Origin of the sequence: Streptomyces sp. NPDC052036, assembly GCF_040680495.1 — a bacterium.
In the GTDB taxonomy this organism is placed as follows: Bacteria; Actinomycetota; Actinomycetes; order Streptomycetales; family Streptomycetaceae; genus Streptomyces.
On the sequence record NZ_JBFAWW010000005.1, the window covers coordinates 25,837 to 47,258 of the forward strand.

19 protein-coding genes are annotated in these 21,422 nt (G+C 71.0%); 13 read left to right on the forward strand and 6 right to left on the reverse strand.

All coding sequences use genetic code 11. The annotated features are described in order from the left end of the window. The first annotated feature begins 128 nt into the window (after positions 1–128). Positions 129–875 carry a ferritin-like fold-containing protein gene (locus AB0L95_RS09980; RefSeq protein WP_365159731.1) on the forward strand — a complete coding sequence of 249 codons (747 nt, stop codon included), beginning with the start codon at positions 129–131 and terminating at the stop codon, positions 873–875. Between the two features lie 193 nt (positions 876–1,068). Here AB0L95_RS09980 and AB0L95_RS09985 read toward each other — a convergent pair whose 3' ends face one another. From AB0L95_RS09985 to AB0L95_RS10000, 4 genes are all read right to left on the reverse strand, one after another. Beyond that, the gene (locus AB0L95_RS09985) at positions 1,069–1,338 is read right to left on the reverse strand and encodes a hypothetical protein (protein WP_355918350.1); all 270 of its coding nucleotides are present in this window, start codon (positions 1,336–1,338) and stop codon (positions 1,069–1,071) included. Between the two features lie 214 nt (positions 1,339–1,552). After that, on the reverse strand, positions 1,553–1,780 hold the full coding sequence (locus AB0L95_RS09990) for a DUF3107 domain-containing protein (RefSeq protein ID WP_234514282.1): 228 nt from the start codon (positions 1,778–1,780) through the stop codon (positions 1,553–1,555). A gap of 190 nt (positions 1,781–1,970) precedes the next feature. After that, the gene (locus tag AB0L95_RS09995) at positions 1,971–2,615 is read right to left on the reverse strand and encodes a TetR/AcrR family transcriptional regulator (RefSeq protein WP_365159735.1); all 645 of its coding nucleotides are present in this window, start codon (positions 2,613–2,615) and stop codon (positions 1,971–1,973) included. 322 nt (positions 2,616–2,937) lie between these two features. Further along, positions 2,938–3,159 (reverse strand): hypothetical protein, encoded by a 222-nt coding sequence (locus AB0L95_RS10000; protein ID WP_365159738.1) that lies wholly within the window; start codon positions 3,157–3,159, stop codon positions 2,938–2,940. Between the two features lie 221 nt (positions 3,160–3,380). Here AB0L95_RS10000 and AB0L95_RS10005 point away from each other — a divergent pair, with 221 nt between their 5' ends. From AB0L95_RS10005 to moeZ, 12 genes are all read left to right on the forward strand, one after another. Then, positions 3,381–4,415, forward strand: a complete 1,035-nt coding sequence (locus tag AB0L95_RS10005) for an alpha/beta hydrolase (protein WP_365159741.1) — start codon at positions 3,381–3,383, stop codon at positions 4,413–4,415. A gap of 8 nt (positions 4,416–4,423) precedes the next feature. Continuing rightward, positions 4,424–5,932 carry a DUF3152 domain-containing protein gene (locus AB0L95_RS10010; RefSeq protein WP_365159744.1) on the forward strand — a complete coding sequence of 503 codons (1,509 nt, stop codon included), beginning with the start codon at positions 4,424–4,426 and terminating at the stop codon, positions 5,930–5,932. A gap of 56 nt (positions 5,933–5,988) precedes the next feature. After that, positions 5,989–6,081, forward strand: a complete 93-nt coding sequence (locus AB0L95_RS10015; protein ID WP_311693007.1) for an Ms4533A family Cys-rich leader peptide — start codon at positions 5,989–5,991, stop codon at positions 6,079–6,081. Between the two features lie 192 nt (positions 6,082–6,273). After that, positions 6,274–7,992: an ABC transporter substrate-binding protein gene (locus tag AB0L95_RS10020; RefSeq protein WP_365159747.1), complete on the forward strand. Its 1,719-nt coding sequence runs from the start codon at positions 6,274–6,276 to the stop codon at positions 7,990–7,992. A gap of 4 nt (positions 7,993–7,996) precedes the next feature. Next, complete coding sequence (locus tag AB0L95_RS10025) at positions 7,997–9,067, forward strand: ABC transporter permease (RefSeq protein WP_365159750.1); 1,071 nt, start codon at positions 7,997–7,999, stop codon at positions 9,065–9,067. Next, positions 9,064–10,062 (forward strand): ABC transporter permease, encoded by a 999-nt coding sequence (locus tag AB0L95_RS10030; RefSeq protein WP_365159753.1) that lies wholly within the window; start codon positions 9,064–9,066, stop codon positions 10,060–10,062. The genes AB0L95_RS10025 and AB0L95_RS10030 overlap by 4 nt, the downstream gene beginning before the upstream one ends. Then, the gene (locus AB0L95_RS10035; protein ID WP_365159756.1) at positions 10,059–11,654 is read left to right on the forward strand and encodes an ABC transporter ATP-binding protein; all 1,596 of its coding nucleotides are present in this window, start codon (positions 10,059–10,061) and stop codon (positions 11,652–11,654) included. The genes AB0L95_RS10030 and AB0L95_RS10035 overlap by 4 nt, the downstream gene beginning before the upstream one ends. A 233-nt stretch (positions 11,655–11,887) precedes the next feature. After that, positions 11,888–13,618 carry a DUF3492 domain-containing protein gene (locus tag AB0L95_RS10040; RefSeq protein WP_365159758.1) on the forward strand — a complete coding sequence of 577 codons (1,731 nt, stop codon included), beginning with the start codon at positions 11,888–11,890 and terminating at the stop codon, positions 13,616–13,618. Then, positions 13,615–14,916, forward strand: coding sequence for a hypothetical protein (locus AB0L95_RS10045; protein WP_365159761.1), 1,302 nt, complete (start codon positions 13,615–13,617; stop codon positions 14,914–14,916). The genes AB0L95_RS10040 and AB0L95_RS10045 overlap by 4 nt, the downstream gene beginning before the upstream one ends. Before the next feature lie 216 nt (positions 14,917–15,132). Then, a complete protein-coding gene (locus AB0L95_RS10050) occupies positions 15,133–16,092 on the forward strand; it encodes an NAD-dependent epimerase/dehydratase family protein (RefSeq protein WP_365159764.1) in 960 nt (319 codons plus the stop codon). Beyond that, the gene (locus AB0L95_RS10055; RefSeq protein ID WP_365159766.1) at positions 16,080–16,829 is read left to right on the forward strand and encodes a spherulation-specific family 4 protein; all 750 of its coding nucleotides are present in this window, start codon (positions 16,080–16,082) and stop codon (positions 16,827–16,829) included. Before AB0L95_RS10050 ends, AB0L95_RS10055 begins: the two co-directional genes overlap by 13 nt. 63 nt (positions 16,830–16,892) lie before the next feature. Next, positions 16,893–18,071, forward strand: coding sequence for an adenylyltransferase/sulfurtransferase MoeZ (gene moeZ, locus AB0L95_RS10060; protein WP_365159769.1), 1,179 nt, complete (start codon positions 16,893–16,895; stop codon positions 18,069–18,071). A gap of 105 nt (positions 18,072–18,176) precedes the next feature. Here moeZ and AB0L95_RS10065 read toward each other — a convergent pair whose 3' ends face one another. Both AB0L95_RS10065 and AB0L95_RS10070 read right to left on the reverse strand, forming a co-directional pair. After that, a complete protein-coding gene (locus AB0L95_RS10065) occupies positions 18,177–19,466 on the reverse strand; it encodes a hypothetical protein (protein WP_365159772.1) in 1,290 nt (429 codons plus the stop codon). 218 nt (positions 19,467–19,684) lie between these two features. Next, positions 19,685–21,241 (reverse strand): alpha/beta hydrolase, encoded by a 1,557-nt coding sequence (locus tag AB0L95_RS10070; RefSeq protein WP_365159775.1) that lies wholly within the window; start codon positions 21,239–21,241, stop codon positions 19,685–19,687. Positions 21,242–21,422: the final 181 nt, after the last annotated feature.

A 21,422-nucleotide genomic window follows, 5' to 3' on the forward strand; every position in this document is an offset into this window, starting at 1 on the left:
GTCAACGTACTCAGCAGGCGCATTACCACCATACCCCGGAATCACGCACACGCGATGGCCGATTCGGTCACGTAGTCGTCGTCACAGTGATTGACCAGGGCCTTCCGGGGGGCGGTGAGCGGGCTATTGTGCGCTTCATGACGACGCCTGACAACGCCACCGAGGCATCCGCCGAACCCACCGGAGTCGCCGCCCAGGACTGGGCGACGGCCTCCGTCGACCCCCACTACCGCGCCGCGGTCGTGGACCTGCTCGGCGCCCTGGCGTACGGGGAGCTGGCGGCGTTCGAGCGGCTCGCGGAGGACGCGAAGCTCGCGCCCACACTCGCGGACAAGGCGGAACTGGCCAAGATGGCGTCCGCGGAGTTCCACCACTTCGAGCAGATCCGCGACCGGCTGACCGAGATCGGCGTCGGCCCCACCGAGGCGATGGAGCCGTTCGTCGCGGCCTACGACAGCTTCCACAAGCAGACGGCGCCCTCGGACTGGCTGGAGGGGCTCGTCAAGGCGTACGTGGGCGACTCGATCGCCAGCGACTTCTACCGTGAGGTCGCGGCGCGGCTCGACGCCGACACGCGCGGGCTCGTGCTCGCCGTGCTGGACGACACCGGGCACGCGAGCTTCGCCGTCGAGAAGGTCCGCGCCGCGATCGACGCCGACCCGAGGGTGGGCGGCCGGCTCGCGCTGTGGGCGCGACGGCTCATGGGCGAGGCCCTGTCGCAGTCCCAGCGCGTGGTCGCGGAGCGGGACGCCCTGTCGACCATGCTGGTCGGCGGCGTCGCGGACGGCTTCGACCTCGCCGAGGTCGGCCGGATGTTCTCGCGCATCACCGAGGCGCACACCAAGCGGATGGCGGCCCTGGGCCTGGCGGCCTGACGGCGGCCTGCCCCAGGACCCGCCGGGCCCGGACACATGCGGGGCGGTCCGGTGACGATCACCCGATCACCGGACCGCCCGAGCGTGTCGTCGGAGTCGGAGCCGGACCCGAGGGGGCAGCCGGAGTCGGACCCTGAGCCGGGGCCGGCGCGGACGCCGGTGCCCCCGGTGCCCGGTCCCGGAGGCCACGGTCTCAGGCCGTGGCGGACCGGCGCCGAAACCGTTCCGCAGGCCGCAGCAGCAGGGACAGGGAGGCCGCTGCGACGACCAGGGCGCCCAGGAGGATCACCAGCAGGCCTACGGCGCCCAACGCGCTGTGGGTGACGAAGGCGCCGAAGAGGGCACCCGCCACGCCCGTCGACAGCACCAGGGCGCGGGCCGGCAGCCGGTGGGGCAGCCGCTGCGCGGCGACCCAGGCCAGGGCGAGCCCGAGGACGGCGGAGCCGAGCGCTTCCAAGAGCATGAGTGATTCCCTCCCGCACGGCTGCTGCCAGGGCAAATCGGTCGTAGCCGGTCCTACCCGTGGCGCACTGAAGGCAATCATCCGCTGTGTGCGGGATGTGCTCCATCTGTGCGCGTCGCATACAGGCGCAGGGACCGTCGGACCCTGGGAGGCAAGGGCGAGGAAGGGGCCCGGCGGCTTGTGCCACCGGGCCCCTTCACTGCTCCGTTCGGATCTACAGCGTGCCGAATCCCACCTTGCGGGGGGCCGGCTCGCCGATCTCCACGTACGCGAGACGGTCGGCCGGGACCAGAAGCTTGCGGCCGTGCTCGTCGACCAGGCTCAGCAGAGCCGACTTGCCGGACAGCGCCTCGGCCACGACGTGCTCCACCTCCTCGGCGGTCTGACCGCTCTCCAGAACGATCTCGCGGGGCGCGTGCTGCACGCCGATCTTGACCTCCACGGCTTAGTCCCTCCGACGGTCAGTGATGTGCGCGGCCGTCCGCGCCGTACCAGCACACATTAGCCCGGTGAGGGGACGTACACGCTCTGCCCCGGAACGCCAGGAGCGAACAGCCGACGGGAACAAACGACCGTGCGGCCCCACCAGATGGCTCCGCACGGCCCGGTTCAGCGGTGGTGCCCGGTCCGGCTCAGTGCTGCTGCTCGCTGCTGTGCAGCGGGAAGCCCGCGATGCCCCGCCAGGCCAGGGACGTCAGCAGCTGCACCGCCTGGTCGCGCGGCACGCTGCGGTCACTGTGCAGCCAGGACCGCGCCACGACCTGGGCGAGGCCGCCGAGCCCGGAGGCCAGCAGCATCGATTCGGCCCGCGACAATCCGGTGTCCTCGGCGATGACGTCGCAGATCGCCTCCGCGCACTCGATCGTGACCTTGTCGACGCGCTCGCGCACGGCGGGCTCGTTCGTCAGGTCCGACTCGAAGACCAGCCGGAACGCCCCGCCGTCGTCCTCGACGTACGCGAAATAGGCGTCCATGGTGGCCCGGACCCGCTGCTTGTTGTCCGTCGTCGACGCGAGCGCGGCCCGCACGGCCTGCAGCAGGGCCTCGCAGTGCTGGTCCAGCAGGGCCAGGTAGAGATCGAGCTTCCCCGGGAAGTGCTGGTAGAGCACCGGCTTGCTGACGCCCGCGCGCTCGGCGATGTCGTCCATCGCGGCCGCGTGGTAGCCCTGCGCCACGAAGACTTCCTGTGCGGCGCCCAGCAGCTGGTTCCGTCGGGCACGGCGCGGCAGGCGAGTGCCCCGCGGGCGCGCCGCCTCTGTCTGCTCGATGGCTGTCACGCCGCCTCCCAAAATCGTCCACATGCGGTGTGCGCCGCGCCGCCATCGTACTTTTCGGTAACCGTGCTGTGCGCGGTGCGAGCGCAGAATTTCATGGACCGGACGTCGATGAAACCCGTCCGGAGTGCCCCGAACGGGGACGGGCCGGACGGATCGCCGCACCTGTGCCGGCCGGCGCAGGGCGGTTCCGTGCCTCGCGCACCCGGTCTCTTCCCTCGCGCCCTACCTCACGCGAGGGCTCTGTCCGGGGTGCTCGTCCGGCTCCAGGTGATCGTCTTCTTGCCTCACCGATACCAAAATCGATCGCGTGTTCCACCGGTGCTCACCGATAGTCGTCCTCGTCTAGGGAGACGACGCGCTTCTGCTCCACGAGGTCCGCCTCGTTGGCGCGCAGGATCTCCTCCTCGGTCAGCTGCTCGTCCCGCTCCGGGGCGAGCTCCTGGTGCTGGGCGGCGGCGTCGTTCTCCGGGGCCTCCACGTCGAGTTCGTCGGCGACGGTCTCGTCGTCCTCGAACGTCTCGGGATCAGTGGGGTCTACGGTCATGGCGGGCTCCCTTCCCAGAACTCCTGAACGGTTCCTGAAGAGGCAGGGTCCACATGCGGGTGCCCTGATATGAGCCTAGGAGACACCCGATTCGGATGCTATGTGTGGTGAAGGGGCTCTTCGGTGTCGTCCGACGTGGTGCGGTGGCCGGCCTGCCGGACCCTTCCGTTTGTGACGGCGAACACAGGAGCCACTGTGTGATCGTCTCGTAACATTGCCGCATGTCTTCGACCGAGTTGCCGTCCGTTCCGGCCGCCAATGTACTCCCGAGGGTGGCGCCTGTCCGGGTCGAGGAGGGCGAGCGGCTCAGGTCGGTGGGGCTGCCCGGAATGACGCTGACGGTGCGGTCGAGACCGCCGCGGCGCGAGGGCCTGCCGCCCGCGCTGTACGTCCACGGCCTCGGCGGTTCCTCCCAGAACTGGTCGGCCCTGATCGCGCTGCTGGACGGGCTCGTCGACAGTGAGGCCCTCGATCTGCCGGGCTTCGGTGACTCCCCGCCGCCGGACGACGGCGACTACTCCGTCACCGGGCACGCGCGCGCGGTCATCCGTTACCTCGACGCGGCCGAACGCGGGCCCGTACACCTGTTCGGCAACTCGCTGGGCGGGGCCGTCGCCACGCGCGTGGCGGCCGTTCGGCCCGATCTCGTCCGTACGCTCACCCTGGTCTCGCCCGCGCTCCCGGAGATCTTCGTGCAGCGCGGCGCGGTTCCCACGGGGCTGCTGGCGCTGCCCGGGGTCGCGGCCCTCTTCACTCGGTACACCAAGGGATGGACCGCCGAGCAGCGCGTCCTCGGGGTCACGGCACTGTGCTATGGCGACCCCGGGCGCGTCACCCCCGAGGGCTTCCGCAACGCGGTCGAGGAGATGGAGCGGCGGCTGCGGCTTCCGTACTTCTGGGACGCCATGGCACGCTCGGCGCGCGGCATCGTGAACGCGTACACGCTGGGCGGCCAGCACAGTCTGTGGCGCCAGGCGGAGCGGGTCCTCGCGCCGACCCTGCTGGTCTACGGCGGCCGGGACCAGCTCGTGGCGTTCCGCATGGCCCAGCGCGCGGCGCGCGCCTTCCGCGACTCCCGGCTGCTGACCCTGCCGGAGGCGGGACACGTGGCCATGATGGAATACCCGGACCTGGTGGCCAGGTCCTTCCGCGAACTCCTCGCGGACTCGGGCGAGTTGCCCGAGGGGGCCAGCGTCCGCGACAGCGGCGCGGTACAGGGCGGATTCGAGTCCGGCGGTGCCGGGGCGGGGAGCTGAGGCGCGGCGTGGGACGGCACAGCCGCAAGGGGCGGGGCGACAAGAGGAACACGGACACGGGCACGGTCCCGGGCATACCGGCGCCGGCCCCGTCGGCTCCGTCGGTCCCGCCGGTCTTCGGCACCACCGACACGACACCGACGACGGTCGGCAGCACACCCCCAGGCCCCAGGCGGACGCCCGGCGCGACGGCCCCCCGGGACGCGACGGCACCCGGCCGGGTGCCGGCGGGCCCGGCCGCGCCGCGAGGCGCGCGCCCCGCGGCCGACGGCACTCCCGCGCGCGGTGTCCCGCGCCCCCCGGACGGCACCCCGGCCCACGGCATGCCCCGCTTCCCGGCCGACGGCACCCCCGCCCAGGGCACCCGCGCCGTCCGCGGCGGTCACCCGCAGCAGCGTGAAGCCGGGGGCGGCTGGGGCGAGTTGGGAAGCGGGACAGGGTCCCAGGCGGCGCCCGGCGGGCGTCCCGCGCCCCGGGTCCCGCGCCAGCGGACGGGCCCCGGCCCCCGCCAGGAGTACCTCGACGCCTTCGCTCAGGACGCCCCCGACCGGGACGACGACGTCTTCGCGCCTCGCCGCAAGGGCGCCGACGCCCGTGCACCGCTCACCCGTGACCGCGTTCCCGGGACGGAGGACGCCCGCACCGGCGGCCCCTCGACGACTGAGGACGGCGCGGAGTCGGCGGGCGCGGCGGGCGACACCTCCCGTGGCGGATCCCGCAAGGGGCGTACGTTCGCCGGTATCGCCGCAGCCGCCGTCGTCACCGCGCTCGCCGTCGTCGTCGCCGGTCAGTTCGTCGGCCGACAGGGCGGCACCGCCGTGCGGTCGTCCGCCACCGGCCAGGCCCGCGACGCCCACGGCTCCGGCCTCGACGGCAACGGCAGCCCGAGCCCGTCCGCCTCGCCCAGCGCGACACCGCTGACCTACGAGCAGGCCATGGACCGCACCTACCCGCTCTCCGCCAAGCTGAAGGGTCCGGACACCTTCTCAGCGGTCCCCGGCTCGGACGAGGCGCCCGGCACGGGACGCAAGTACACCTACCGCGTGGATGTGGAGAAGGGGCTCGGCCTCGACGGCCGCCTCTTCGCCGAGGCCGTCCAGAAGACCCTCAATGACGACCGCAGCTGGGCCCACCACGGCGCCCGCACCTTCGCGCGCGTCTCCTCCGGCAAGCCCGACTTCGTGATCACGCTCGCCAGCCCGGGCACCACCGCCGCCTGGTGTGCGAAGTCGGGCCTGGACACGACGGAGGACAACGTCTCCTGCGACTCGGCCTCCACCGAGCGCGTGATGATCAACGCCTACCGCTGGGCGCAGGGCTCGACCACCTACGGTGACAAGATGTACGCCTACCGTCAGATGCTGATCAACCACGAGGTCGGCCATCGCCTGGGTTACGGCCATGTCACCTGCGACAAGGACGGCGAGCTGGCCCCCGTCATGCAGCAGCAGACCAAGTTCCTCGACCACGACGGAATCCACTGCCTGCCCAACCCCTGGCCGTTTCCCAGGAGTTGACAGGAGCCGCTTTCGTCACATTGACACGTGGGGAAAGTTCGTTCATATTTCTTCGCATGTCGCACCGTCACGCCCCCGTTCGCGCCGCCATCGAGCTGGCGCTCATCGGCGTGACCCCTCTGTGTGTGGCCGACATTCTCTGTCGCTGACGCCCCGCCTCCGGCGTGAGCGTCGCGTTCTCACCTCCCTGTGAATCCCCGTGAAGTGCTGCGGACTCCCTGTCCGCACGGCTGCACGGTTCTCGACGACCTGACGCCGGGGCTGACGTCTGTCCCTCCCCGTCTCATCCCTCGTCAACCCGTCTCGCATGGCGAGACACCCCTCGAGAGGTCGTCATTCCGATGCGTCAACCGTCCGTCATAGCGCGCCGCCTGGCAGCGGCATCCGTAGGCCTGGTCGTGGCAGCGGGCGCCGTCGCCTGCGGGCCGAAGGACAACGATGGCAAGGGCGCCGGTGGCGACTCCACCCCGCACAAGGGCGGCACCCTCACGGTCCTGAACTCCGACCCTCAGACCGACTTCGACCCGGCGCGCCTGTACACCTCCGGCGGCGGCAACGTGCCCTCCCTGGTCTTCCGCACGCTCACCACCCGCAACCGCGCGAACGGCGCGGCCGGCGCCAAGGTCGTCCCCGACCTCGCCACCGACACCGGTCGTCCCAACAAGGACGCGACCGTGTGGACGTACACCTTGAAGACGGGCCTCAAGTACGAGGACGGCACCCCGATCACGTCCGCCGACATCAAGTACGGCATCGAGCGCTCCTTCGCGCCCGAGCTGTCCGGCGGCGCGCCCTATCTGCGGGACTGGCTGGTCGGCGCGGCGAACTACCAGGGGCCGTACAAGGACAAGAAGGGCCTCTCGGCGATCGAGACGCCGGACGACCGCACGATCGTCTTCCACCTGAACAAGCCCGAGGGCGAGTTCCCGTACCTGGCCACGCAGACGCAGTTCACGCCCGTGCCGAAGGCCAAGGACACCGGCACCAAGTACGAGGAGCACCCGATCTCGTCCGGCCCCTACAAGGTCGTGAAGAACGAGAACGACGGTGAGCACCTGGTGCTGGAGCGCAACAAGTACTGGTCGTCGGCCGTCGACGACCAGCGCAAGGCCTACCCGGACGAGATCGACGTGAAGTCGGGGCTCGACTCGTCGGTGATCAACCAGCGGCTGTCGGCGTCCCAGGGTGCGGACTCGGCCGCGGTCACCACGGACACCAACCTCGGCCCGGCCGAGCTCGCCAAGGTGACGGGCGAGAAGGACCTCGCCTCGCGCGTCGGCACCGGGCACTTCGGCTACACGAACTACATAGCGTTCAACCCGAAGGTCAAGCCGTTCGACAACATCAAGGTGCGGCAGGCGATCTCGTACGCCATCGACCGGTCGTCCGTGATCAACGCGGCGGGCGGCAGCGCGCTCGCCGAGGCCGCGACCACCTTCCTGCCCGACCAGAAGGCCTTCGGCTACACGCCGTACGACCTCTTTCCGGCGGGCGCGGCCGGCAACGCGGCCAAGGCCAAGGAGCTGCTGAAGGAGGCCGGATACCCGAACGGGCTCACGGTCACCCTGACCCACGACAACGCCCAGAACTTCAAGACCAGCCCCGAGATCGCGACCGCGATCCAGGACGCCCTCAAGAAGGCCGGCATCACGGTCAAGCTCCAGGGCCTGGAGGACAACAACTACTCCGACACGGTCCACAGCGTGAAGACCGAGCCGGGCTTCTTCCTCACCACGTGGGGTGCCGACTGGCCTTCCGGTGGCCCCTTCCTCGCCCCGATCTTCGACGGCCGCCAGATCGTCAAGGACGGCGCGAACTTCAACACCGCCCAGCTCGACGACCAGTCGGTCAACGACGAGATCGACGCGATCAACAAGCTGACGGACCTCAACGCCGCCGCCGAGCGGTGGGGCGCGCTGGACAAGAAGATCGGCGCGCAGGCACTGACCGTGCCGCTGTTCCACCCGGTCTACAAGCGCCTGGTCGGCAAGGACATCAAGAACGTCGTGATCAGCGACTGGACCGGTGTCCTGGACATCTCCCAGGTCGCGGTGAAGTGACGCCGTGAGCGAGGCACTTGTCGCCACCCAGGCCCCCGAGGCGTCCGCCTCGGGGGCCTCGGGGGCTCGTCAGTTCTGGCGGCGGCTGCGTGCGCAGCGGGCCGCCATGGTCGCGGCGGGGGTCGTCGCGCTGCTCGTCCTGGTCGCACTCGCCGCACCGCTGCTCACCGCGATCGAGGGCCAGGACCCGACGACGTACCACCCGGTCCTGGTGGACTCGGCACGCGGCGGCGTGCCCATCGGCTCGCTGGGCGGCATCAGCGGCGATCACTGGCTCGGCGTCGAACCGCAGACCGGGCGGGACCTGTTCGCACGGCTGGTGTACGGCGCGCGGGTCTCCCTGGGGGTCGCGCTGGCGGCGACCACCGTGCAGGTCGTCCTCGGTGTCGTCGTGGGCGTCACGGCCGCGCTCGGGAACCGTTGGGTCGATCAACTGCTCAGCCGGATCACCGAAATCATCGTCGCCATGCCGTTGATCATCATGGCCCTGGCGCTGCTGGCCGTCGTGCCCGGAAGTTTCCCGAGGCCTGTTCTGGTCTCGCTCATCATCGGGTTCGTCGCCTGGGGCACCATCGGCAAGATCGCCCGCGCCGCGACGCTCTCCCTCAAGAACCTCGACTACGTGGCCGCCGCACGACTCAGCGGCTGGAGCACCTGGCGGATCGCCCGCCGGGAACTGCTGCCCGGCCTCGCCGCGCCCGTCATCACCTACGCCGCGCTCATGGTGCCGAACAACATCGCCATCGAGGCCGCGCTCTCCTTCCTCGGCGTCGGCGTGAAGCCCCCGACCCCGTCCTGGGGACAGATGCTCACCTCCGCCAACGTCTGGTACCAGGCGGCCCCGCAGTACCTGCTGCTGCCGGCGGGCGCCCTGTTCGTGACCGTGCTCGCGCTCACCGTCCTCAGCGACGGCGTCCGCACGGCCCTCGACCCGCGCGCGGCTTCCCGGCTGCGCGTCGGCACGGGCCGCAAGCGGGAGGCGAAGCCGGGTGCGCAGACGTCGGGTGCGGCGAAGTCGGAGGCGCCGACGCCGGTCGCGCAGAAGCCGGGCGGCGTGCAGGAGGCGCAGTCATGAGTGGCTTCGCCGGATTCGCACTGCGCCGGACCGTGGGCGTGGTGATCACCCTGCTCGCCATCTCGGTGATCGTCTACGTCGTCTTCTACGCCACTCCCGGCAACGTCGCCCAGATCACCTGCGGCCCGCGCTGCTCGCCGGAACAGGTGCACCAGGTCGCTCAGCAGCTGCGGCTCGACGACCCGCTGTACGTGCGGTACTGGCACTTCCTGGAGGGCATCGTCGCCGGCCAGGACTACTCGACCGGCACGTCCGTCGAGCACTGCTCGGCGCCCTGCCTCGGACTCTCGTATCAGACCGACCAGCAGGTCACCCAGATCATCCTGACCAAGCTGCCCGTCAGCCTGTCGCTGGTGATCGGCGCCATGGTGCTCTGGCTGCTGCTGGGCGTCGGCACCGGCATCCTCTCCGCCTGGCGGCGCGGCCGGTTCACCGAGCGCGCCCTGACCGGACTCACCCTGGCGGGCATGTCCACGCCGGTCTTCGTCATCGGTCTCCTCCTGATCATCGTGATCTGCGGGCAACTGGAACTGCTGCCGTTCCCGGAGTACGTCTCCTTCTCGGACGATCCCGAGCAGTGGGCCTGGAACCTCCTGCTGCCGTGGCTCACCCTCGCGCTCGCCGAGGCGGCCTACTTCGCCCGGCTGACCCGGGCGTCGATGCTGGAGACGCTCGCCGAGGACCACATCCGGACCTTCCGGGCCTACGGCGTCGGCGAGCGGTCGATCGTCGGCCGGCACGCGCTGCGGGGCGCGCTGGCGCCGATCATCGCCCTGAACGCCAACGACCTCGGCAGTTCCGTGGGCGGAGCCGTTCTCATCGAGACCCTCTTCGGCCTGCCCGGCATAGGCCAGGAACTCGTCCACGCCGTCACCGTGGTCGACCTGCCCGTCGTCGTCGGCATGGTCCTGGTCATCGGCTTCTTCGTGGTCCTCGCCAACGCCGCCGCGGACGTGCTGTACGCGGTGGCCGACCGACGGGTGGTACTGACGTGAGTCTCGTCCGAGTCACTGATCTGACCGTTGAGTTCGGCGACCTGCGCGCCGTGGACGGGCTCTCCTTCGGGCTGGAGGCGGGCGCCGCCCTGGCCCTGGTCGGCGAGTCCGGCTCCGGCAAGTCCACGGTCGCCTCGGCCCTGCTCGGCCTGCACCGCGGCACGGGCGCTCGGGTCGGCGGCTCGATCGAGGTCGCCGGCACCGACCTACAGGCCGCCTCCGACGCCGACCTGCTCAGGCTGCGGGGCGCGAAGGCGGCGATGGTCTTCCAGGACCCGCTGTCCTCCCTGGACCCGTACTACGCGATCGGCGACCAGATCGCCGAGGTGTACCGGGTGCACACCCGCGCCTCCCGGCGCGCCGCACGCGCGCGTGCCGTCGAGGTGCTGGACCGGGTCGGCATCCCGGACGCGGCACGGCGCTCGCGCTCACGCCCGCACGAATTCAGCGGCGGTATGCGCCAGCGCGCCCTGATCGCCATGGCACTCGCGTGCGAGCCCGAGCTGCTGATCGCCGACGAGCCGACCACCGCGCTGGACGTGACCGTCCAGGCCCAGATCCTCGACCTGCTGCACACCCTGCGACAGGAGACCGGGATGGGGCTGCTGCTGGTCACCCATGACGTGGGAGTCGCCGCCGAGAGCGTCGACGAGGTGCTCGTGATGCGCCACGGCAGAGCCGTCGAACACGGCCCGGTCGCCGGCGTGCTGGGGGAGCCCCGTGAGGAGTACACAAGGGAGCTGCTGGGCGCGGTGCCGCGCGTGGACGCGCCCCGCGTACGCGCGGGCGCCGCCTCCGACGAGGTCGTCATCGAGGCGTCGGGACTGCGGCGCGAGTTCGGGCGCGGCAGGCGGAGCTTCACCGCCGTGGACGACGTGTCGCTCACGGTGCGGCGCGGCGAGACCCTCGGCATCGTCGGGGAGAGCGGCAGCGGGAAGACCACCCTGGGCCGCATGCTGGTCGGACTGCTGGAGCCCACGGCCGGCGAGGTCCGCCACGCGGGCGCGGTCCGTTCCGGGGTGGACCCGTCCGTCCAGATGGTCTTCCAGGACCCCGTCTCCTCCCTCAACCCCCGCCGCAGCGTGGGCGAGTCGATCGCCGACCCGCTGCGGGCACGCGGGGAGAAGGACGAGGGGCGCATCCGGGGCCGCGTACGCGAACTGCTGCGCCGGGTGGGGCTCGACGAGACGCACTACGACCGCTATCCGCACGAGTTCAGCGGCGGACAGCGCCAGCGCGTGGGCATCGCGCGGGCCCTCGCCGCCGAGCCGCGCGTCATCGTCTGCGACGAGCCGGTCTCGGCGCTCGACGTCACCACCCAGGCGCAGGTCGTGGCCCTGCTGGGCGAGCTGCAACGCGAACTGGGTCTCGCGCTCGTCTTCGTGGCCCACGACCTCGCCGTCGTGCGCCAGGTCAGCGACCGGGTCGCGGTGATGCGGCGCGGGCGGATCGTCGAGTACGGGCCCGCCGACGAGGTCTACGACGCCCCCCGCGACCCGTACACCAGGCAGCTGCTGGCGGCCGTACCGGCCCTCGACCCCGCGGTCGCGGCCGAGCGGCGCGCCGCCCGGAAGGTGCTCGCGACGGTGTGAGTCCTCTCGTACGACGGCCGGCCCCCGGCCGGCCGTCGCACGGGGCAGCACGGCCGAACGAGTCCTTGACACGAGTGAACGCGGTCCGCACGCGAAAGTTACGACCGTTCACCCCTTTTGGTGGCGCGATGGACAACCGTCCGTCGCGCCACCGCCTTGTCCGCTTACGTTCGTCCCGCTGGGAGCCGCCGGCACAACGGTGGCTCCTCATACGGGAGATCGGGGGTGCACTCGTGCGCATCGGACTGCTTACGGAGGGTGGCTATCCGTATGTGAGCGGTGACGCCAGGCTCTGGTGCGACCGCCTCGTGCGCGGACTCGGGCAGCACGAGTTCGACATCTACGCGCTCAGCCGCACCGAGCGGCAGGAGGCAGAGGGCCGGCTCCCGCTGCCGCCGAACGTCGAGCGGGTGCTGACGGCCCCTCTGTGGACCGCGCGGCACGACCGGGCCGCCCACGGGCGCCGGGCGCGCCGCCGGTTCGCCGAGACGTACGCCGAACTGGCCGCCGCCCTCTGCACCGCACCGGAACCAGGAGCGCCGCAGGACACCCCGGGAGCGGCCGGCCCTGAGGCGGACCGTTTCGGCAGTGCCCTGTACACCCTCGCCGAACTCGCCCGCGACGAGGGCGGACTGACCGGCGCCCTGCGCTCCGAGGCCGCCGTACGCGCCCTGGAACAGGCCTGCCGCGCGCCGCGCGCCCTGCGGGCGGCGCGCACGACGCGCGTCCCCGAGCTGCTGCAGACGGCCGCGCATCTCGAACGCGCCCTGCGCCCCCTCTCCCTCGACTGGTACGAGGACGACGCGCTCGGCTCGGTGGACCTCTGCCACGCCACCGCCGGCGGCACCGCGGCCCTGCCCGGACTGCTCGCCCGGCACTTCGCCGGAATCCCGCTGCTCGTCACCGAGTACGGCGTGCACCTACGGGCGCACTACCTCGGAACCTCGCGCGAGACACCGCCCGCAGTGCGCGCCCTGCTCGCCTCCTTCCACCGCCTGCTGGCCGCCGAGGTCTACCGCCGGGCCGCGTGCATCACCCCCGGCAACACCCACGCGCGCCGCTGGCAGGAACGCTGCGGCGCCGACCGCGACAAGCTGCGCACCGTCTACCCCGGCATGGAGGACGCCCGCTTCACCGAGGTGGGCGAGGCGGCCGACCGCGCGGACCCCCGCACGCTGGTCTGGGTCGGCCGCGTAGAACCGGCGAAGGACCTGATCTCCCTGCTCCACGCCTTCGCCGAGATCCGCAAGGAGGAGCCGAGGGCCCGGCTGCGGATCGTCGGGGCCCCGGCGGGCGCCGAGGGCACCGCCTACCTCGGGCACTGCAGGGCGCTGGCCGCGCAGCTCTTCCCCGACGAGGCCGACGGCGTGCACGACATCGGTGACAACCCGGTGTCCTTCGAGGACATCGGCGGCCCGGAGCTGCCCGGGCTCGCGGAGGCCTACGCGGCGGGGGCGGTCGTCGTCCTGTCGAGCGTCGTCGAAGGCTTTCCGATCAGCCTCGTGGAGGCCATGTTCTGCGGCCGGGCGACGGTGTCCACGGATGTGGGCGCCGTCGTGGAGGCCATTGGCGGTACGGGCCTCGTCGTTCCACCGCGCAACCCGCGGGCCCTCGCCGAGGCGTGCCTGGCGCTGCTGTCCGACCCCGAGCGCCGTGAGCGCCTCGGCGCGGCCGCCCGGGCCCGCGCCCTCGAACTGTTCACCGTCGAGCAGAACGTCATGGCGTTCCACGACCTGTATCTGGAGGTCGTCTCGCACTCGCCCGTCCGCCGGGTCCTTGTGGACGCCGACGGCGAACCGCTGCCCTTCGCAGTCCCGGCGGAGGCCCATCTGCCCGGCCACTGGACCGCCCCGCGGCTGCCGCGCGGCCGGCCGCGCTGGGCGTGGGCGCCGGGCGAGACGACGGCACCCGTGCGCGCCACCGGCCCCCAGGAACCCGTCCCGGCGGCGGAGGGCGTGCGATGAGCGACGTAGGAGAACTGGACCGCCGCCCCGGCACCCCGGACAGCCCTTGGGACGCGGCGTCCTGGGAAGCCCTCACCGATGAGGAACGGACGCAGGCCGACGACGCCCCCGGGCCTCAGGCCGCACCGGAACCCGCTCCCCAGGCCGCACCGGAACCCGCTCCCCAGGCGGCCGACACCACCGGCCCCCCGTCCGCCGGGGAGGCCGACCCGGCCCGCAGGCCGCCCGCCCGCCGGGGCGCCGTCGACCCCGTCAAGGCCCTGCTGCACCGCCACCGTGACCTGTGCGAACGGGCCGTGGACCCGCTGGAGATCGTGGCCGGTCTAGAGGCCCACGGCCTCACCGACCGGACCGCCGCCCGCTTCCACCACCGGGACCTGTTCTCGCTCGCCGAGGAGATGTACGCGCGCGTACCCCGCGATGGCGACCGGCCCGCCCCACCGACCACCCCGGCCGACGCCCCTCGTGAGCCCCGCGTGTGGGCCCTCCCGGCGCTGCTCCCGGGCGCCCTGGCCACGGCCACCGTCATCGGGCTCCGGCTCACCGACGGCAGGATCCGCCTCGCCGTCTGCGCGCTCGGCGTTCTCGCCGTCGCACTCGGACTCCGCGCGGCCCTCGCCCACGGCCCCCTGCGCGTCCCCGCACACCGGGCACGCGCCGCCACGCGCGCGTGGACCTGCTGGCTCCTCGCCTACGCCCTGCTCGGCGACGGCCTGCTGCGCGCCGCCCAGGACGGCGGCCCCGACGGCCCCGTGCCCCCGGCCACCGCCCCGGTCCTCGCCCTCGTCCTGGCCGTGGGACCGGCCGCCTGGTGCGCCCGCCTCCTCGCGCTGCGCGCCCGCCGCCGGCTCGCCGCCAGCCGGGGCCTGGAGGACTTCACGTCATCGGTCACCCCGCTCCTCCTCGGCACCGTCGCGCTCTTCCTCTGCGCACTGACCGCCCTGCTCACCGTGTGCGCGGTCGTCCTCCACGAGCCCGCCGCCTACGCCGGAGCGGGCGCCCTGGGCGCGCTCCTGATGCTCGCCCGGCTGCTCACCGCCCATGGCTTCGGCCGCGCCCCGGCCGCCGCCCTCGGCGCCGCGGCCGCCGTCGAGGCGACCGCCCTCGCCACGGTCTTCGCCGGCCGGCTCCCCGGCTGCGGAGTCCTGGCCACCCCGGTGCGCGCCCTGACCGACACCCTCGGCACCGACGCCGTCCCGGCCCTGGCCTGCGCCCCGGTCGCCCTGGCCCTGCTGGTCCATGCGATCCGCACCCTGACCCGGGCCTCGGCCCACGCCCGGCCCCCCGGGTCCCCCTGAGCCCGGCCCATGGCATCCCCACCGCCCTGAGCCCCGGCCCACCGGCGCCCCCAGGTCGAGGTCATGAGCCGCCACCACCGCGCGGGACCCGGTCCCGCCCCTCTTGCTCCCGCGGGGCCGACACCGCGGGCCCCTCTCATCCCACGGCACCACCCCTGAAGGAGAACCCCAGATGATCACCTCCCGAACCGGAGAATCCGCCCCGGGAGCCGCCCGATGAGGGTCCTGCTGATCGGAGCCAACGGATATCTCGGCCGCTTCGTCGCCGACCGTCTGCTCGCCGACCCGGCCGTGCAGCTCACCGCGCTCGGCCGCGGTGACGACGCCGACGTACGGTTCGACCTCGCGTCCGGCAGTCCCGGCGCACTCACCCGCTTCCTGGACGCCGTGCACCCCGGGGTCGTCATCAACTGCGCCGGAGCCATCCGCGGCGGCGCCCGTGAACTCACCCGGCAGAACACCGTCGCCGTCGCCACCATCTGCGAGGCGCTGCGCCGCAGCGGCTGCGGGGCCCGACTGGTGCAGATCGGCTGCGGTGCCGAGTACGGGCCGAGCCAGCCCGGCTCCTCCACGGCCGAGGACGCCGTCCCGCGACCCGGCGGCCCGTACGGCGTCAGCAAGCTCGCCGCCACCGAACTCGTCCTCGGCTCAGGCCTGGACGCCGTCGTGCTCCGGGTGTTCTCGCCCGCCGGGCCCGGCACGCCCGCCGGATCCCCGCTCGGCCGGCTGGCCGAGGCGCTGCGCCGTGCCATGCAGGCGAGCGACGGCGAACTCAAGCTCGGCGGCCTCGGTGTGCAACGCGACTTCATCGACGTACGCGATGTCGCCCGCGCCGTCCACGCCGCGTCCCTCTCCGCCGCCCAGGGCGTGATCAACATCGGCTCGGGCCGCGCGGTGCGCCTGCGGGACGCGGCCGCCGTCCTCGCCCGGGTCGCCGGCTACGGCGGGAACCTGCACGAACTCGACGGTCCCCCCGGACCGATGCGAACGGCCATCGGCCACCCCCGCACCGAACCGGAACACCCGGCCCCGGTCGCCTACCCCTACCCGGACGGCTGCGGCAGCTGGCAGCAGGCCGATGTGCGCACCGCCCGCGACCGGCTCGGCTGGCGCCCCCGGATCAGCCTGGAGGAATCCCTCGCCGACATCTGGATGGAGGCGGCATGCCGCATCTGACCAGCACCACCACGGGCACCGCGAGCACGGACCTGGGCGCCGGCCTCGGCATCCCCGGGTATGCGCACCCCCTGGTCGCCCCCCTGGAATGGGACGCGCTCACCCGGCCGGGCGCCCCGGTGCACTGGGCCGTCCTCAATGTGAGCGGCGGCCCGGGTACCCGCCTCGACCCGCACTGCCTGGAGGCCACCGGACGCCTGCACACCGTGGGCGTCCGTGTTCTCGGTCACCTCGACCTCGTCCAGGGCACGCGGCCCTTCGGCGAACTGATCTCCGAGGCACACCGCTTTCTCGACTGGTACGGCGTCGGCGGCTTCCTCCTGGACCGGTGCCCGAGCGAACGTGCCGTGCTCCCCGAAGTCCGCCGCCTGATCACCACGCTCCGGGCCTTCCTCGACCACGGGCACATCGTCCTGGGACACGGCACCCATCCCCATCCCGGATACGCCGAGAACGCCGACCAACTGGTCACCTTCTCCGGCACCTGGAACGACTACCGCTGGTCGCAGGTGGCCGAATGGACCGCCGACTACCCGCCCGAGCGGTTCTGCCACTTCGTGCACGGCATACCGCGCGGCCATCTCGACGAGGCGCTGCGCATCGCCCGTTGGCAGGGCGCCGGCACGATCTGGTTCACCGACCGCGCGATTCGCGGCGGCCGCACGGACCCCTGGGAGGCCATGCCCGGGTACTGGGACGACATCGTCTCGCGCCTCGGAACAGGTGTCTCGGAATGAAGAAGGGCGTGGCAGTGTTACGGGGAGAACAACCGTAGTGATCGACCGACCAACGGAGTCCCCGTGTCGCTGCCACCCCTGGTCGAGCCGGCTGACGAGCTCACCGTAGACGAGGTCCGCAGGTACTCCCGCCACCTGATCATCCCCGATGTCGGGATGGACGGGCAGAAGCGGCTGAAGAACGCCAAGGTGCTCTGTGTGGGCGCCGGCGGTCTGGGCTCGCCGGCGCTGATGTACCTGGCCGCGGCGGGCGTGGGAACGCTCGGCATCGTGGAGTTCGACGAGGTGGACGAGTCGAACCTCCAGCGGCAGATCATCCACAGCCAGGCCGACATCGGCCGTTCCAAGGCCGAGTCCGCGCGTGACTCGGTCAAGGGCATCAACCCGTATGTGAACGTGATCCTTCACGAGGAGCGGCTCGAGGCCGACAACGTGATGGACATCTTCAGCCAGTACGACCTGATCGTCGACGGTACGGACAACTTCGCGACCCGCTATCTGGTCAACGACGCGTGCGTGCTGCTGAACAAGCCGTATGTGTGGGGCTCGATCTACCGCTTTGACGGCCAGGCCTCCGTCTTCTGGTCGGAGCACGGTCCCTGCTACCGCTGCCTCTACCCGGAGCCCCCGCCGCCGGGCATGGTTCCCTCCTGTGCCGAGGGCGGCGTCCTCGGCGTGCTGTGCGCGTCCATCGGCTCCATCCAGGTCACCGAGGCGATCAAGGTCCTCACTGGCGTCGGTGACCCGCTGGTCGGCCGACTGATGATCTACGACGCCCTGGAGATGCAGTACCGCCAGGTCAAGGTCCGCAAGGACCCCAACTGCGCGGTCTGCGGCGAGAACCCCACCGTCACCGAGCTCATCGACTACGAGGCCTTCTGCGGCGTTGTCTCCGAGGAGGCCCAGGCGGCGGCCGTCGACTCGACGATCACTCCCAAGCAGCTCAAGGAGTGGATCGACGACGGCGAGAACATCGAGATCATCGATGTCCGGGAGCCGAACGAGTACGAGATCGTCTCCATCCCGGGCGCCCGGCTGATCCCGAAGAACGAGTTCCTCCTGGGCACGGCCCTGGAGGGCCTCCCCCAGGACAAGAAGATCGTCCTGCACTGCAAGACGGGTGTCCGCAGCGCGGAAGTCCTCGCCGTCCTGAAGTCGGCCGGCTTCGCGGACGCGGTCCACGTCGGCGGAGGCGTCATCGGCTGGGTCAACCAGATCGAACCGCACAAGCCTGTGTACTGATCAGCCTTCCGGCTGCCCGGCAAGACTGATGAAGCCCACGGCCTCTGACCCGTTCAGAGGCCGTGGGCTTCTGTCGTTGTCGGTCGGTGGCGGCTGTGACACTCACTACGAGCGTGATATCGCTGCGCGCAGATCGTCGTTCAGGGAAATCTTGATCGAGGCTTTCCCGGGGTCCGAGCGCATCATCTCGGAATAGAGAGCCCGTACCTCGTCGAAACGTCCTCGCTTGAGGTAGATGTCGATTGCCTGGCCCAAGTGGTCCGCGTCCTTGTCGGCTTCGAGGGACATGTATTCATCGACGACCTGCTCCGCCAGGTCAAGGAGTTCCCGGGCCTCGTACACCATCGAGAGATTATATTTGTAGGCGATCTCTCCGGGGTTCTTCTGGATCGCCGTCAGGATGTAGCGCTGAGCTTCCTCGTACTGCTTCGAAGAATGGAACAGCATTCCAATCTGATTCGCGAGAAACGCCTTGTCCCGATCGCTGACGTTCTCGTCCTCCAGGAGCGGCACCACATAGCGCTTGAGTTCCTCGATGCCCTCGGCGGTGCGGTTCGTCACGCGATAGAAGTTTCCGAGGGAGGCGATGCCGGCGTTGACGGAGTCGGAGTCGATGCTTCCGTCGTTGTTGTTGAGCATGTCCCGAATGAGAGCGACGCTCTCCTCATGCCCTCCCGCGGCGAGCATGCTCGCGCATGTGATCACCATGGAGGGGTCGTTTCGCAACCTGGCCAGCCGCTGCAGGGCCACGTACGCACCGACCTGGTCGCCGTTGGCGAGCGCCGTCAGGAACTTCTCCTCCGGGTTGGCGAAGATGTCCTCCAGTCCCCCCATCGGGTTCGCCGGGAGGGGAGAGGCGGAGACTCCGCCCCGTGAGCTGGCCATGAGGTTGTCTATTTTCCGCTCCATGCGCTCCAGCGCGAGCGCCAGCGAGGTGGTGGTGACTCCGCTGGCCGCCGTGGGGTATCCGGCTGCCTCGAACTGGTCGACCGTCCTCCTGACCTCCTCGATGGCGCGACGAGTCGACCGGGGGTTGGAGAGATCGTACTGAATGGTCCGAATCCCCGAGACATCGAAGGGAAGTTTGTCGCCCACTCTGATGAGCTGAATGAACGGCTTCGCGGCTTCATGGCGTCGGCCGCACTCATAGAAGACGTTCGCGTTGTGGCCGGTCAGATCCACAATGCAGAGTTCTGCGTTCTGGACGAGACTGATCACCTCGCTGTTGATCTCACCGGGCCCCACGAGCATGTCGGCCCGGACCACATAGAATCCGTACATTTCGAGGGCAGGCTCGATCAGGAGCTCGAAAACGTCATCCGCCCAGAGTCTGGTGTCGGACCCCATGTCGCCGATCGGTGAAATGACGAAGCAAGTCTTGAGGTTCTCCGCCATGAGTCAACCCCCCATATCCGCTTTCCTCGCTACGGCTCGGCGAGCTCGCTCGTGAGCCGTATGGGATCGGGGATATACCCGAGGCACTGTCCGACAAACCCGGAAAGATGGATTCCATTTTTCAATTCAATGATCAGGTCGTACAAGTCCTCGAATGTGGGTCCGTAGGTCGAACGATGGTCTGAAGGTGACCTTCCGTTCCACGGTGACCGTCGTCATCAGGAGCAGACCTTGCCGTCGTTCGGGACCGTGTTGTTCAGCAGGTACGCGTTCACGGCCGAGTCCACGCATGTACTTCCGCTCCCGTACGCTCCGTGGCCCTGGCCCTTCCAGGTCAGCTCGACGCCGACACCCTGGCCCAGCCCGTCGGCCATCCTGCGGGCGCCCTCGTACGGTGTCGCGGGATCCCCGGTGTTGCCCACCACCAGCACCGGAGCGGCTCCCGGCGCGCTGACCTCCGGGTGGTCGAACTCTCCGGTCACCGGCCAGTTGTGGCACCAGCCGGCCGCGTCCCAGCCCAGGAAGTCGCCGAACACGGGGGAGATCTTCTCGAACTCCGGCAGCAGCGCTCTCACCTGCCCGGCCGTCGGCCGCTGTCGGTCGTCCAGGCAGGAGATGACCCGCTGCGAGTGCGTCGTCGTGCCGTAGTGCCCCGCCGCATCGCGGTCGTTGTACTCATCGGCCAGGCGCAGCAGCTCGGAGCCGTCGCCGCTCTGTGCCGAGGCGAGGGCGCTGGTGAGGACAGGCCAGCTCTCCTTGGTGTAGAGCGGCAGCACGATGCCGGTGAGGGCCAGGGTCTGGGTGAGCTTGCGTCCGGACGACGTCGGCAGCGGCTTGGCGTCGATCCGCTTGAGCAGTTTCGCGATCTTCTGGGTGCCCTGCTGGGGGTCCTGGCCCGTCGACTTCAGGTAGTTGTCGAGCGCGCGCTGGAAACCAAGGGTCTGGTTCTTCGCCTGGCCCAGGATGTCGGCGGTCGGGTCGACCACGGCGTCCAGCACCAGGCGCCCCACCTTTTCCGGGAACAAGTGGGCGTACACACCGCCCAGTTCGGTGCCGTACGAGATGCCGAAGTAGTGCATCGTCCGGTCGCCGAGGACCTGGCGCATCAGGTCCATGTCGCGCGCGGTGTCGGTCGTCGACACATGCGTGAGCAGCTTGCCGGCCGCCCGCGCACAGCCCTGGCCGAAGTCGGTGGCGTCATCGAGGTAGGCCTTCACCTCGGCGTCGTCGTCCGGTGTGGCGTCTATGGCCTCGGCCGCCTGGATCGCCTTGTCGCTGCGGCAGCGGATGCCCTCGCTCGCGCCGACCCCGCGCGGATCCCAGCTCACCAGGTCGTATCGCTTGTGGAGTTGGGAGACCAGGCTCGCGTACGACGGCATCGTCGAGACGCCGGAGCCGCCCGGGCCGCCGAAGTTGAACAGGAGCGAGCCTGTGCGGTTGCCTCCGGTCGCCTTGGACCGGATCAACGCGAGGCCGATCGTCTCGCCGTCCGGCTTCGACCAGTCAAGGGGCGCCTTCATCGTCGCGCACTGCCAGCCGCCGCCCTGGGCCGATGCGCCCTTGCAGCCGCTCCAGGTGAGCTTCTGGGCAGTGAGCGAGGCGGGCAGTCCCGGGTGATCGCCGTCTTGCGGTGCCGGCGTCGACGCGCCGGAACTGCCCTTGCCGTCGTCCGCGCGTGAGCCGGACGAGCCGGACGAATGGGCCGAGCCGCTTCCGCAGCCGGTGATCAGCAGGGCGGCCGCGACCGCGGCCGTCCACCGTACGACACGTGACATGTGCACCCCCCTCACCGGCTCTCCGCTCGGAGCGGCGGAGAGCAGTCAGGCCATAGTAGGCGGACCGAGCGGGGCCTATGGCTGCCTGTGGAAAACAGTCTGACCTGCACTTTTCCTCCGAACGCGGTGTCGGCCGGGGCAAGGGGCCCGCTGCGCGGGGGCCCGGTGGAAGCGGGGATCC